The organism is Salmonella sp. SAL04202, assembly GCF_046550775.1.
In the GTDB taxonomy this organism is placed as follows: domain Bacteria; phylum Pseudomonadota; class Gammaproteobacteria; order Enterobacterales; family Enterobacteriaceae; genus Salmonella; species Salmonella enterica.
On sequence record NZ_JBGDXK010000001.1, the window covers coordinates 1,844,881 to 1,857,568 of the forward strand.

Below are 12,688 nucleotides of genomic sequence, written 5' to 3' on the forward strand. Positions count from 1 at the left end.
TAATGTTTATGTACTCACCATCGCATGTACGAACATTAGCAACGATATCAATTGGTGTACAAATACAATCAATCAACGACAAAATAAAAGAATAAAATATTTCATATACAGATAACATCAGGCGTGTACATCAAGTGACAGTTAAAAACGACAGCATACAGAGCACATTCCTCTTCCACGATTACGAAACCTTCGGTACGCATCCGGCCCTCGACAGACCAGCGCAATTCGCCGCGCTCCGTACGGATAACGACTTCAACGTTATTGGCGAGCCGGAGGTGTTTTATTGCAAACCCGCTGATGATTATCTACCGCAGCCCGGCGCGGTGCTGATTACCGGCATCACGCCGCAGGAAGCGCGTGAGAAAGGAGAAAACGAAGCCGCTTTCGCCAGACGCATTCATGCGCTGTTTACCGTTCCTAAAACCTGCGTTGTGGGCTACAACAATGTGCGTTTTGATGATGAAGTCACGCGCAATATTTTTTATCGCAACTTTTACGATCCCTACGCCTGGAGCTGGCAGCATGATAATTCACGTTGGGATCTATTGGATGTCATGCGCGCCTGTTATGCGCTGCGCCCGGAGGGAATTAACTGGCCGGAAAACGACGACGGCCTGCCCAGCTTTCGTCTGGAACATTTAACCCAGGCGAACGGGATCGAACACAGCAACGCGCATGATGCGATGGCGGATGTCTACGCCACTATTGCGATGGCGCAACTGGTGAAAACACGCCAGCCGCGACTGTTTGATTATCTTTATAGCCACCGCAGTAAACATAAACTGGCGGCGCTGATTGACGTTCCGCAAATGAAGCCGCTGGTGCATGTCTCCGGCATGTTTGGCGCGTGGCGCGGTAATACAAGCTGGGTCGCGCCGCTGGCGTGGCATCCTGAAAACCGTAACGCGGTGATCATGGTCGATTTAGCAGGCGATATTTCTCCTCTTCTTGAGCTGGACAGCGACACCCTTCGCGAGCGGCTTTATACGGCCAAAGCCGATCTTGGCGATCACGTCGCAGTGCCGGTAAAGCTGGTGCATATCAATAAATGTCCGGTACTGGCGCAGGCGAATACCTTGCGCCCGGAGGATGCCGACCGACTGGGAATTAACCGCCAGCATTGCCTGGATAACCTGAAAGTGCTACGTGAAAACCCGCAGGTCCGCGACAAAGTGGTGGCGATTTTCGCCGAAGCCGAACCTTTTGCCGCCTCGGATAACGTTGATGCCCAGCTCTATGATGGTTTTTTCAGCGATGCCGATCGCGCAGCCATGAAAATCGTACTCGAAACCGAGCCGCGTAACCTACCCGCGCTGGACATTACTTTTGTCGATAAGCGCATTGAGAAGCTGCTGTTTAATTACCGCGCACGCAATTTTCCCGGTACGCTGGATGACGCAGAGCAGCAGCGCTGGCTGGAGCATCGCCGTCAGGTGCTGACGCCGGAGTTTTTACAACAGTATGCCAATGAATTGCAGATGCTTTCTCAGCAGTATGCGGAAGATAAAACGAAGCTGGGGTTGCTGAAATCACTGTGGCAGTACGCAACTGAGATTGTGTAATTGACCAATGCCTGACGGGCATTGTTAATTCAGAGCGGATAAATAGTGACGCCGCCATCCGGCAAACGTGCTGGATGACAGACAAAAAACCGGAGGCACTGCCTCCGGTTTTACTATTGCCGATAATACGCGCGATTACGCGACGTCTTCGTACTGTGGAACCGGGTTACGGAAGCTTTTAGTTACGCACGCCAGATAAATCAGCCCGATACCTGCCCAGATCAGGCCCAGTACCATTGAGCTCTCTTCCAGGTTAACCCACAACGCACCAACCGTGAGCGCGCCGCACATCGGCAGGAACAGATACTGGAAGTGATCTTTCAACGTTTTATTACGCTTCTCACGGATCCAGAACTGCGAAATCACCGACAGGTTAACAAAGGTAAACGCGACCAGCGCACCAAAGTTAATCAGCGCCGTCGCCATCACCAGGTCAAAATTAATCGCCAGCAGCGCGATCGCCCCGACCAGGATGATGTTCATCGCTGGCGTACGCCATTTCGGATGAACGTAACCGAAGAAGCTTTTCGGGAATACGCCGTCGCGCCCCATTACGTACATCAGGCGCGCTACGCCTGCATGCGCAGCCATACCGGAAGCCAGTACGGTGATAGTAGAGAAGATCAGCGCGCCCACCTGGAAGGTTTTACCCGCCACGTACAGCATGATTTCCGGCTGAGACGCATCCGGATCTTTAAAGCGAGAGATATCCGGGAAGTACAATTGCAGGAAATAGGTTGCAAAGATGAAGATCAGGCCGCCAATCAGCGCGGTCAGGAAAATCGCACGCGGGATCACGCGCTCAGCATCTTTGGTCTCTTCCGACAGGTTACTGATGCCGTCAAAGCCAGTAAAGGAGAAGCACAGGATCGTCGCTCCCGTAATCATCGGGATAACGTGCGCATCGCCGGACCAGAACGGACGGGTGCTCGCCAGCGTACCGGCGCCTTCGCCTTCAAATACGCCATAAACCACCATGCCCAGAATGACCGCAATCAGCACCACCTGTAGCACTACAATCACGGTGTTGAAGTTAGCGACCGATTTGAGGCTGCGCAGGTTAAAGGCCGTCATAAAGGCCACCAGCGCCACAACAAACACCCATGACGGAATGGAGGGCACCAGCGCTTCAAAATAAATTTTCGCCAACAGAATGTTGATCATCGGCGCGAACAGATAATCGAGCAGAGAAGACCAACCCACCATAAAGCCAACGGTCGGGCTGATGGATTTCTGGGCATAGGTATACGCCGAACCCGCGGAAGGGTAGCGACGCACCAGTTTCCCGTAGCTCAACGCCGTAAACAGAATCGCGATTAACGCGAATGCATACGCCGTCGGTACGTGACCGTCAGTGAGGCCTGAAACGATACCAAATGTATCGAACAGCGTCATCGGCTGCATATAGGCAAGACCCATCATTACAACCGGAACTAACGTAAGCGTTTTACGTAATTCCACGCGAGAGGTGTTTGGAGTAACGTTATGCGACATGGTCATTCTCCTTTACGGCGAATGCCGTCGCGTAAGCAAAAAATTGCCCCATTTTCTGGATTCCTCAGCGACAACAACTGTCGATTTTTAAGTAAGTATCTATCCGGTACGAAGCCCGGCCTCTTGGTATTGAATGATGTGTTTGAAGCAAAAAAATAACCGACGCGTATTAAAACGTCGGTTAGTGTCATTTTTTGCAAGCGGCGTATTCTGCCCTAAATTGAAGTGAAATGACAAGAGAATGCGAGCGCGTTCAAAAAATTATTTTTCATAAGCGATTGATTTTTAAACCGGCGATTTTGCATACACCCCAGCAATAGCATTATTTGCTAAAATTTCATCCCGCCACCAGCCGCTGGCCAGCCCGGCGGTCTGTTCATTCCAGCCAACCCACACCGGTTCATAGACGATTTGCGCCACAACTTTCTTCTCTATAAGCGCGCCGCTTTCCAAAAATCGCTGCGCCAGATAACGCGGTAAATAGCCGCATCCCAGGCCGCTAATTTGCAGCTCCAGCTTGGTTTTAAAATCAAACACGGTAATCGCTTCCTGAGCGTCGAGCAGTTCAGACCCTATTGATCGCGAGGAATGGACGCTATCGCCAACCACAATCGCGCGAAAACGTTTGATCGTCTGGCGGCTAAGCGGTTCCTCTTCATGAACCAGCGGATGATGCGGAGCGACAGCAAACACCAGTTCAAGATCGCCCAGTCTTGCAAAGCCAAAGCCGGTGTCAGGCGGCGGCGCGCGCATGGCGCCAACAATGATATCCGCCCTTCCCTGCGTCAGCGTCTCCCATGAACCGCCGAGAACGCCATTAACAAATTTAAGGCGCGTTACGCTGTGGCGTTGATAAAAAGCGTCGATAAGCGGGGCCAGAAGAGAAAAGGGAAAGGTATCATCCACACCGATGACCAGTTCGTTCTCCCAGCCTTCATGCAGTTTAATCGCCTGCTTTTCCAGCTCGCGAACGGTGTGCAGCACTTCACGGCCTTTTTCCAGTAGCATCTTACCGGTTCGCGTAAATCGCGCGCGATGCCCGCTACGGTCGAGCAGTTGGATATTAAGATCGTTTTCCAGCTTATGAACGGTATAACTGAGGGCGGACGGCGTTTTAAATAATTTTGCCGACGCCGCCGCGAAGCTGCCTTCTTTTTCTAACGCATCAAGAATAATCAGAACGTCCAGCAGTGGTTTCATACTCGTCCCCTTGCGCTATATGGCGACCACCTGCTGGACAGCGACTCACTCCATCGGCATCACCAGCGGATCGGGATATTGATATTCAAATCCCAGCTCATTACAAATCCGGCTACCGTCGATAATCTTCCCTTTGCCGTTGTCCGGTGCGTCACGAAAATGCGGCGGCGCCATTCCCAGCAAGCGCGTCATTTGCGGATAAAACACGTTGCGGGCTGGATGCGCCGGCGCACATATATTATAGATGTGCCCCCCTTTTGGCGCCTGTAGCAAGAGGGTAATTGCGCCAACCACGTCTTCAAGATGCACCAGATTGACCCCGTGTTGACCATCCGGCGCGGTTTTTCCGGCAAAGAAACGTCCGGGATGGCGTCCAGGCCCGACCAACCCCGCCAGCCGCAGAATATCTACTGACGTGCCCGGCAGATTATGCAGCCAATCTTCCAGTTCCTTCAGGGTACGCCCGCTGGCCGTGACCGGATTACGCGGCGTATTCTCTTTCACCACGCCTTGCGCATCACCGTAAACAGACGTCGAACTGGTAAAAATAATACGCGGGATACGATAAGCCAGCGCGCTGTCGACCAGCTCCTGCATCGCCTGCAGATAAAAATCCTCTCCCGGACCGCTACGGCGCGCGGGCAGTGTTATCACCAGCGCATCGACATCCAGCAGAGCGTCAAGATCGTCCGCCTCACAGACCAGCTCCGGCTCCAGACGCAGCGGATAGCTTTCAATTCCACTCATACGGGCCGCTTCCACCCCGTCAAGGGTGGTTTTGCTGCCGGTAACCTGCCAGCCTCTCGCTGCCAGCGACATTGCCAGCGGCATGCCTAACCAACCTAAACCGACAATTGCGACCTTTTTCATCCATTTTCTCCTGACTTTAACGCCTTATACATAAGGCTACGCCAGCCCGCCGTGACTGACAATTCATACTATAAATGCGAAATGAAAAAAGCGCTTGCTTTAAGGCGTAAAAGTGGTTTAGGTTAAAAGGTATCAAATGAATAAGCATTCATCGGAATTTTTATGACACGCGTTCAATTTAAACACCACCATCATCACCATCATCCTGACTAGTCTTTCAGGCGATGTGTGCTGGAAGACATTCAGATCTTCCAGTGGTGCATGAACGCATGAGAAAGCCCCCGGAAGATCATCTTCCGGGGGCTTTTTTTTGGCGCGCGATACAGACCGGTTCAGACAGGATAAAGAGGAACGCAGAATGTTAGACAACACCCGCTTACGCATAGCTATTCAGAAATCAGGCCGTTTAAGCGATGATTCACGAGAATTGCTGGCCCGCTGCGGCATAAAAATTAATTTACACACTCAGCGCCTGATTGCGATGGCGGAAAACATGCCGATTGATATCCTGCGCGTGCGTGATGATGACATTCCGGGTCTGGTGATGGATGGCGTGGTCGATCTCGGCATTATCGGCGAGAACGTGCTGGAAGAAGAGCTACTCAACCGCCGCGCGCAGGGCGAAGATCCGCGCTATTTTACCCTGCGCCGTCTTGACTTCGGCGGCTGCCGTTTATCGCTGGCAACGCCGGTTGACGAAGCCTGGGACGGCCCGGCGGCGCTGGACGGTAAACGTATCGCTACCTCTTATCCGCACCTCCTCAAACGCTACCTCGATCAGAAAGGCGTCTCTTTTAAATCGTGTCTGTTAAATGGTTCTGTCGAAGTCGCGCCGCGCGCGGGGCTGGCCGACGCTATCTGCGATTTGGTCTCTACCGGCGCGACGCTCGAAGCTAACGGCCTGCGTGAAGTCGAAGTTATCTACCGCTCTAAAGCCTGTCTGATTCAGCGCGACGGTGAGATGGCACAGAGCAAGCAACAGCTGATCGATAAATTGCTGACCCGTATTCAGGGTGTGATTCAGGCGCGCGAATCGAAATACATCATGATGCACGCGCCAAGTGAACGCCTGGAAGAGGTTATCGCCCTGCTGCCAGGCGCTGAAAGGCCGACAATTCTGCCGCTGGCGGGCGAGCAACAGCGCGTGGCGATGCACATGGTCAGCAGCGAAACGCTGTTCTGGGAAACCATGGAGAAACTGAAAGCGCTTGGCGCCAGCTCGATTCTGGTACTGCCGATCGAGAAGATGATGGAGTGATCTGACGCCTGATGGCGCTGCGCTTATCAGGCCTACGTAATGCGTTGTTATTTTGGGTTCTGTAGGCCGGATAAGGCGGAACCCTGTGATGGAGTAAAGACCATGAGCTTCAATACCTTGATTGACTGGAACAGCTGTAGCCCTGAACAGCAGCGTGCGCTGCTGACGCGTCCGGCGATTTCCGCCTCTGACAGTATTACCCGGACGGTCAGCGATATTCTGGATAATGTAAAAACACGCGGTGACGATGCCCTGCGTGAATACAGCGCTAAATTTGATAAAACAGAAGTGACAGCGCTACGCATTACCCCTGAAGAGATCGCCGCCGCCGGCGCGCGTCTGAGCGACGAATTAAAACAGGCGATGGCCGCTGCCGTCAAAAATATTGAAACGTTCCATTCCGCGCAGACGCTACCGCCTGTAGATGTGGAAACCCAGCCAGGCGTGCGTTGCCAGCAGGTTACGCGTCCCGTCGCGTCTGTCGGTCTGTATATTCCCGGCGGCTCGGCTCCGCTCTTCTCAACGGTGCTGATGCTGGCGACGCCGGCGCGTATTGCGGGATGTCAGAACGTGGTTCTGTGCTCGCCGCCGCCCATCGCTGATGAAATCCTCTATGCGGCGCAACTGTGTGGCGTGCAGGAAATCTTTAACGTCGGCGGCGCGCAGGCGATTGCCGCTCTGGCCTTCGGCAGCGAGTCCGTACCGAAAGTGGATAAAATTTTTGGCCCCGGCAACGCCTTTGTAACCGAAGCCAAGCGTCAGGTCAGCCAGCGCCTCGACGGCGCGACTATCGATATGCCTGCCGGGCCGTCTGAAGTACTGGTGATCGCCGACAGCGGCGCAACACCGGATTTCGTCGCTTCTGACCTGCTCTCCCAGGCAGAACACGGTCCGGATTCGCAGGTGATCCTGCTGACGCCTGATGCTGACATTGCCCGCAAGGTGGCGGAGGCGGTAGAACGTCAACTGGCGGAACTGCCGCGCGCGGACACCGCCCGGCAGGCCCTGAGCGCCAGTCGTCTGATTGTGACCAAAGATTTAGCGCAGTGCGTCGCCATCTCTAATCAGTATGGGCCGGAACACTTAATTATCCAGACGCGCAATGCGCGCGATTTGGTGGATGCGATTACCAGCGCAGGCTCGGTATTTCTCGGCGACTGGTCGCCGGAATCCGCCGGTGATTACGCTTCCGGAACCAACCATGTCTTACCGACCTATGGCTATACTGCTACCTGTTCCAGCCTTGGGTTAGCGGATTTCCAGAAACGGATGACCGTTCAGGAACTGTCGAAAGCGGGCTTTTCCGCTCTGGCATCAACCATTGAAACATTGGCGGCGGCAGAACGTCTGACCGCCCATAAAAATGCCGTGACCCTGCGCGTAAACGCCCTCAAGGAGCAAGCATGAGCACTGAAAACACTCTCAGCGTCGCTGACTTAGCCCGTGAAAATGTCCGCAACCTGGTACCGTATCAGTCCGCCCGCCGTCTGGGCGGTAACGGCGATGTCTGGCTGAACGCGAATGAATTCCCGACAGCGGTGGAGTTTCAGCTCACCCAACAAACGCTTAACCGCTACCCGGAATGCCAGCCAAAGGCCGTGATTGAAAACTACGCGCAATATGCTGGCGTAAAGCCGGAGCAGGTGCTGGTCAGCCGCGGCGCGGATGAAGGGATCGAACTGGTGATCCGCGCCTTCTGCGAACCGGGAAAAGACGCCATTCTCTACTGTCCGCCCACTTACGGTATGTACAGCGTCAGCGCCGAAACCCTTGGCGTAGAGCGCCGGACGGTTCCCGCGCTTGAAAACTGGCAGCTGGATCTACAGGGGATTTCCGACAACCTTGACGGCACAAAAGTGGTATTCGTTTGTAGCCCCAATAACCCCACCGGGCAACTTATCAACCCGCAGGATCTGCGCACGCTGCTGGAGTTGACACGCGGTAAAGCGATAGTCGTCGCCGACGAAGCTTATATTGAGTTTTGCCCACAGGCCACGCTGACAGGCTGGCTGGTTGAATATCCTCATCTGGTTATCCTGCGCACATTGTCGAAAGCTTTTGCGCTGGCGGGTCTGCGCTGCGGCTTTACGCTGGCTAATGAAGAGGTGATCAACCTGCTGTTAAAAGTGATCGCCCCTTATCCGCTTTCTACGCCAGTGGCGGATATCGCCGCCCAGGCGCTGAGTCCGCAGGGAATAAACGCAATGCGCGATCGCGTGGCGCAGACAGTGCAGGAACGTCAGTATCTGGTGAATGCCCTGCAACAGACCGCCTGCGTAGAACACGTCTTTGACTCTGAAACCAACTATATTCTGGCGCGGTTTACCGCCTCCAGCAGCGTGTTTAAATCCTTATGGGATCAGGGCATTATCTTACGCGATCAGAATAAACAACCTTCTTTAAGCGGCTGCCTGCGGATTACGGTCGGCACCCGCCAGGAAAACCAGCGCGTCATTGACGCCTTACGTGCGGAGCCAGTATGAGTCAGAAGTATCTTTTCATCGACCGGGACGGAACCTTGATTTCCGAACCGCCAAGCGATTTTCAGGTAGACCGCTTTGATAAACTGGCCTTTGAGCCAGAGGTGATTCCCGTATTGCTGAAGCTGCAAAAAGCCGGTTTTAAGCTGGTGATGATCACTAACCAGGATGGACTTGGCACGCAAAGCTTCCCGCAGGCGGACTTCGACGGACCGCACAACCTGATGATGCAGATTTTCACCTCTCAGGGCGTATGCTTTGATGAGGTGCTGATCTGCCCTCACCTGCCCGCAGACGACTGCGACTGCCGCAAGCCCAAAGTGAAGCTGGTGGAGCGTTATCTTGCGGAACAAGCGATGGATAGCGCCAACAGCTATGTGATTGGCGATCGTGCGACCGATATCCAGCTCGCTGATAATATGGGCATTACTGGTTTACGCTATCACCGTGAAACATTGAACTGGACGATGATTGGCGAACAGCTAACGAAACGCGATCGTTATGCGCATGTGGTCCGCAACACCAAAGAAACACAGATTGATGTCAGTGTCTGGCTGGATCGCGAAGGCAACAGCAAGATTAATACCGGCGTCGGCTTCTTTGACCATATGCTCGATCAAATCGCCACCCACGGCGGCTTTCGCATGGAGATTACCGTTAAGGGCGATCTCTATATCGACGATCACCACACGGTAGAAGATACCGGACTGGCGCTCGGTGAGGCATTAAAACTGGCACTCGGCGACAAGCGCGGTATCTGCCGTTTTGGCTTTGTACTGCCGATGGATGAATGTCTGGCGCGCTGCGCGCTGGATATTTCCGGTCGTCCGCATCTGGAATATAAAGCTGAATTTACCTACCAGCGTGTGGGCGATTTGAGCACAGAGATGATTGAACACTTTTTCCGCTCACTCTCTTACACGATGGGTGTCACTCTGCATCTCAAGACTAAGGGTAAGAACGATCACCACCGTGTCGAAAGTTTGTTTAAAGCCTTTGGTCGGACGCTACGCCAGGCTATTCGCGTGGAGGGCGATACATTACCGTCCTCGAAAGGAGTGCTGTGATGAACGTCGTCATCCTTGACACCGGCTGCGCCAATTTAAGCTCGGTAAAATCCGCCGTGGCGCGCCACGGTTACACCCCGGTGGTCAGCCGCGAAGCGGAAATCGTATTACGCGCTGACAAACTCTTTCTGCCCGGCGTCGGCACGGCGCAGGCCGCTATGGATCAACTGCGCGAACGTGAACTGATCGACTTAATTAAAGCGTGTACTCAGCCGGTACTGGGTATCTGCTTAGGGATGCAACTGCTGGGTCGTCGCAGCGAAGAAACGCGCGGCGTGGATCTGCTGAACATTATCGAGCAAGACGTGCCGAAAATGACCGACTTTGGTCTGCCGCTGCCGCACATGGGCTGGAATCGCGTGTATCCGCAGGCGGGCAACCGGCTGTTTCAGGGCATTGAAGATGGCGCCTATTTTTACTTTGTTCACAGCTACGCGATGCCGGTCAACCCGTGGACTATCGCCCAGTGCAATTACGGCGAGCCGTTTACCGCGGCGATACAGAAAGATAATTTCTTCGGCGTACAGTTCCACCCGGAACGTTCGGGCGCGGCGGGCGCACAGTTGCTGAAAAACTTCCTGGAGATGTAATGATTATTCCGGCATTAGATTTAATTGACGGCACCGTGGTGCGTCTCCACCAGGGTGACTACGCCCGGCAGCGGGATTACGGTAACGATCCCCTGCCCCGTTTGCAGGATTACGCCGCCCAGGGCGCCGGGGTGCTGCATCTGGTAGATCTGACCGGCGCTAAAGATCCGGCTAAGCGACAGATACCGCTGATTAAAACCCTGGTCGCGGGCGTGAACGTGCCTGTTCAGGTCGGCGGCGGCGTGCGTACCGAAGAAGACGTTGCGGCATTACTGAAAGCTGGCGTTGCCCGTGTGGTCATCGGTTCAACGGCGGTGAAATCTCCTGACGTGGTGAAAGGCTGGTTTGAACGTTTTGGCGCGCAGGCGCTGGTGCTGGCGCTGGACGTTCGCATAGACGAACACGGCACCAAGCAGGTGGCGGTTAGCGGCTGGCAGGAAAATTCCGGCGTCTCGCTGGAACAACTGGTGGAGACCTATCTCCCCGTCGGCCTGAAACATGTACTGTGTACCGATATTTCTCGCGACGGCACGCTGGCGGGCTCTAACGTTTCGCTGTACGAAGAGGTATGCGCCAGATATCCGCAGATCGCCTTTCAATCCTCCGGCGGTATTGGCGATATCGATGATATTGCCGCCCTGCGCGGCACCGGCGTGCGCGGCGTGATTGTCGGACGCGCTCTGCTGGAAGGGAAATTTACCGTTAAGGAGGCCATCCAATGCTGGCAAAACGTATAATTCCGTGTCTGGATGTTCGTGATGGTCAGGTGGTGAAAGGCGTACAGTTTCGCAACCATGAGATCATTGGCGATATCGTTCCGCTGGCCAAACGCTATGCCGATGAAGGCGCGGACGAACTGGTGTTCTATGACATTACCGCCTCCAGCGATGGTCGCGTAGTCGATAAAAGCTGGGTGGCGCGCGTTGCCGAGGTGATCGACATTCCGTTTTGTGTAGCGGGCGGCATCCGGTCAATTGACGACGCCGCCAAAATTCTTTCTTTCGGGGCGGATAAGATCTCTATCAACTCCCCGGCGCTGGCTGACCCAACGCTGATTACCCGTCTGGCTGACCGTTTTGGCGTACAATGCATTGTCGTCGGGATTGATACCTGGTTTGACGACGCCACGGGGAAATATCATGTTAACCAGTATACCGGCGATGAAAACCGTACCCGCGTGACGCAGTGGGAGACGCTGGATTGGGTGCAAGAGGTACAACAGCGCGGCGCGGGGGAAATCGTCCTGAATATGATGAACCAGGACGGCGTGCGTAACGGTTATGATCTGACGCAGTTGAAAAAAGTCCGTGACGTTTGCCGCGTGCCGCTGATCGCCTCCGGCGGCGCGGGCACGATGGAACACTTTCTTGAGGCATTCCGTGATGCCGATGTCGACGGCGCGCTTGCCGCCTCCGTTTTTCACAAGCAAATCATCAATATTGGCGAATTAAAAGCGTACCTGGCAGGCCAGGGCGTGGAGATCAGGATATGTTAACAGAGCAACAACGCCGCGAGCTGGACTGGGAAAAAACCGATGGCCTGATGCCAGCCATCGTGCAACATGCGGTATCCGGCGAAGTATTGATGCTGGGCTATATGAACCCACAAGCGCTGGACAAAACCATTGAATCCGGCCATGTTACGTTCTTCTCACGCACGAAACAGCGTTTATGGACCAAAGGCGAAACCTCAGGCCATGTGCTGAATGTCGTCAGCATTGCGCCGGATTGCGACAACGATACACTGCTGGTGCTGGCAAATCCTGTCGGGCCGACCTGCCACAAAGGTACCAGCAGCTGCTTTGGCGACGCCAGCCATCAATGGTTATTCCTGTATCAACTGGAGCAGCTACTGGCAGAGCGCAAAACCGCCGATCCGGCCAGCTCTTACACGGCGAAACTGTACGCCAGCGGTACCAAACGTATTGCGCAAAAAGTTGGCGAAGAAGGTGTAGAAACCGCGCTGGCGGCCACCGTCAATGATCGTTTTGAATTAACCAATGAAGCGTCTGATTTGATGTACCACCTGCTGGTGCTGTTGCAGGATCAGGATCTCAACCTCACCACCGTGATCGACAATCTTCGTAAGCGTCATCAATAAGCGTAAAAAAACCGGGCAATGCCCGGTTTTTTAATGAGAAATTTTACCTTTCGAAGCCGACCAC

At 54.2% G+C, this 12,688-nt stretch carries 14 protein-coding genes and 1 other annotated feature; of the genes, 10 read left to right on the plus strand and 4 right to left on the minus strand.

What is annotated here, in order from left to right:
- Nucleotides 1-134 precede the first annotated feature (134 nt).
- A complete protein-coding gene (gene sbcB, locus ACLJQJ_RS09320) occupies nucleotides 135-1,565 on the plus strand; it encodes an exodeoxyribonuclease I (RefSeq protein ID WP_000216702.1) in 1,431 nt (476 codons plus the stop codon).
- Nucleotides 1,566-1,700: 135 nt separating this feature from the next.
- On the opposite strand, the gene plaP is transcribed toward sbcB, so the two are convergent.
- The 4 genes from plaP to ACLJQJ_RS09340 form a co-directional block, all read right to left on the minus strand.
- Complete coding sequence (plaP, locus tag ACLJQJ_RS09325) at nucleotides 1,701-3,059, minus strand: putrescine/proton symporter PlaP (RefSeq protein ID WP_001519005.1); 1,359 nt, start codon at nucleotides 3,057-3,059, stop codon at nucleotides 1,701-1,703.
- Nucleotides 3,049-3,111, minus strand: a complete 63-nt coding sequence (yoeI, locus tag ACLJQJ_RS09330) for a membrane protein YoeI (RefSeq protein ID WP_096335044.1) — start codon at nucleotides 3,109-3,111, stop codon at nucleotides 3,049-3,051. The genes plaP and yoeI overlap by 11 nt, the downstream gene beginning before the upstream one ends.
- Before the next feature lie 233 nt (nucleotides 3,112-3,344).
- Entirely contained in the window at nucleotides 3,345-4,259 is a 915-nt protein-coding gene (locus tag ACLJQJ_RS09335) for a LysR family transcriptional regulator (protein WP_000803316.1), read from the minus strand.
- A 45-nt stretch (nucleotides 4,260-4,304) separates the two neighbouring features.
- On the minus strand, nucleotides 4,305-5,129 hold the full coding sequence (locus ACLJQJ_RS09340) for an SDR family oxidoreductase (RefSeq protein ID WP_000754712.1): 825 nt from the start codon (nucleotides 5,127-5,129) through the stop codon (nucleotides 4,305-4,307).
- A 162-nt stretch (nucleotides 5,130-5,291) separates the two neighbouring features.
- Here ACLJQJ_RS09340 and hisL point away from each other — a divergent pair, with 162 nt between their 5' ends.
- The 9 genes from hisL to hisIE all read left to right on the plus strand — a co-directional run bounded on the left by hisL (nucleotide 5,292) and on the right by hisIE (nucleotide 12,624).
- Nucleotides 5,292-5,342: a his operon leader peptide gene (gene hisL, locus ACLJQJ_RS09345; RefSeq protein WP_001364200.1), complete on the plus strand. Its 51-nt coding sequence runs from the start codon at nucleotides 5,292-5,294 to the stop codon at nucleotides 5,340-5,342.
- Nucleotides 5,318-5,441, plus strand: a sequence feature (His leader region). (Overlaps the previous gene by 25 nt.)
- A gap of 46 nt (nucleotides 5,442-5,487) precedes the next feature.
- Nucleotides 5,488-6,387 carry an ATP phosphoribosyltransferase gene (gene hisG / locus ACLJQJ_RS09350; RefSeq protein WP_000886600.1) on the plus strand — a complete coding sequence of 300 codons (900 nt, stop codon included), beginning with the start codon at nucleotides 5,488-5,490 and terminating at the stop codon, nucleotides 6,385-6,387.
- A 102-nt stretch (nucleotides 6,388-6,489) separates the two neighbouring features.
- Nucleotides 6,490-7,794, plus strand: a complete 1,305-nt coding sequence (gene hisD, locus ACLJQJ_RS09355) for a histidinol dehydrogenase (protein WP_063809126.1) — start codon at nucleotides 6,490-6,492, stop codon at nucleotides 7,792-7,794.
- Nucleotides 7,791-8,870 carry a histidinol-phosphate transaminase gene (gene hisC / locus ACLJQJ_RS09360; protein ID WP_000102717.1) on the plus strand — a complete coding sequence of 360 codons (1,080 nt, stop codon included), beginning with the start codon at nucleotides 7,791-7,793 and terminating at the stop codon, nucleotides 8,868-8,870. Before hisD ends, hisC begins: the two co-directional genes overlap by 4 nt.
- A complete protein-coding gene (gene hisB, locus ACLJQJ_RS09365; RefSeq protein ID WP_000080044.1) occupies nucleotides 8,867-9,934 on the plus strand; it encodes a bifunctional histidinol-phosphatase/imidazoleglycerol-phosphate dehydratase HisB in 1,068 nt (355 codons plus the stop codon). Before hisC ends, hisB begins: the two co-directional genes overlap by 4 nt.
- Nucleotides 9,934-10,524, plus strand: coding sequence for an imidazole glycerol phosphate synthase subunit HisH (gene hisH / locus ACLJQJ_RS09370; protein WP_063809125.1), 591 nt, complete (start codon nucleotides 9,934-9,936; stop codon nucleotides 10,522-10,524). The genes hisB and hisH overlap by 1 nt, the downstream gene beginning before the upstream one ends.
- Entirely contained in the window at nucleotides 10,524-11,261 is a 738-nt protein-coding gene (hisA, locus tag ACLJQJ_RS09375) for a 1-(5-phosphoribosyl)-5-[(5-phosphoribosylamino)methylideneamino]imidazole-4-carboxamide isomerase (RefSeq protein ID WP_000586409.1), read from the plus strand. Before hisH ends, hisA begins: the two co-directional genes overlap by 1 nt.
- Nucleotides 11,243-12,019, plus strand: coding sequence for an imidazole glycerol phosphate synthase subunit HisF (gene hisF / locus ACLJQJ_RS09380; RefSeq protein ID WP_000880125.1), 777 nt, complete (start codon nucleotides 11,243-11,245; stop codon nucleotides 12,017-12,019). The genes hisA and hisF overlap by 19 nt, the downstream gene beginning before the upstream one ends.
- On the plus strand, nucleotides 12,013-12,624 hold the full coding sequence (gene hisIE, locus ACLJQJ_RS09385) for a bifunctional phosphoribosyl-AMP cyclohydrolase/phosphoribosyl-ATP diphosphatase HisIE (RefSeq protein ID WP_000954846.1): 612 nt from the start codon (nucleotides 12,013-12,015) through the stop codon (nucleotides 12,622-12,624). Before hisF ends, hisIE begins: the two co-directional genes overlap by 7 nt.
- The last annotated feature ends 64 nt before the right edge of the window (nucleotides 12,625-12,688 follow it).

What these genes read in the sequence shown, in the direction of transcription:
- hisG (WP_000886600.1), top strand. Translation starts at nt 5,488, where the DNA reads ATGTTAGACAACACCCGCTTACGCATAGCTATTCAGAAATCAGGCCGT.
- ACLJQJ_RS09340 (WP_000754712.1), bottom strand. Translation starts at nt 5,129, where the DNA reads ATGAAAAAGGTCGCAATTGTCGGTTTAGGTTGGTTAGGCATGCCGCTG.
- hisF (WP_000880125.1), top strand. Translation starts at nt 11,243, where the DNA reads ATGCTGGCAAAACGTATAATTCCGTGTCTGGATGTTCGTGATGGTCAG.
- hisD (WP_063809126.1), top strand. Translation starts at nt 6,490, where the DNA reads ATGAGCTTCAATACCTTGATTGACTGGAACAGCTGTAGCCCTGAACAG.
- plaP (WP_001519005.1), bottom strand. Translation starts at nt 3,059, where the DNA reads ATGTCGCATAACGTTACTCCAAACACCTCTCGCGTGGAATTACGTAAA.
- hisH (WP_063809125.1), top strand. Translation starts at nt 9,934, where the DNA reads ATGAACGTCGTCATCCTTGACACCGGCTGCGCCAATTTAAGCTCGGTA.
- hisB (WP_000080044.1), top strand. Translation starts at nt 8,867, where the DNA reads ATGAGTCAGAAGTATCTTTTCATCGACCGGGACGGAACCTTGATTTCC.
- hisA (WP_000586409.1), top strand. Translation starts at nt 10,524, where the DNA reads ATGATTATTCCGGCATTAGATTTAATTGACGGCACCGTGGTGCGTCTC.
- hisIE (WP_000954846.1), top strand. Translation starts at nt 12,013, where the DNA reads ATGTTAACAGAGCAACAACGCCGCGAGCTGGACTGGGAAAAAACCGAT.
- hisC (WP_000102717.1), top strand. Translation starts at nt 7,791, where the DNA reads ATGAGCACTGAAAACACTCTCAGCGTCGCTGACTTAGCCCGTGAAAAT.
- ACLJQJ_RS09335 (WP_000803316.1), bottom strand. Translation starts at nt 4,259, where the DNA reads ATGAAACCACTGCTGGACGTTCTGATTATTCTTGATGCGTTAGAAAAA.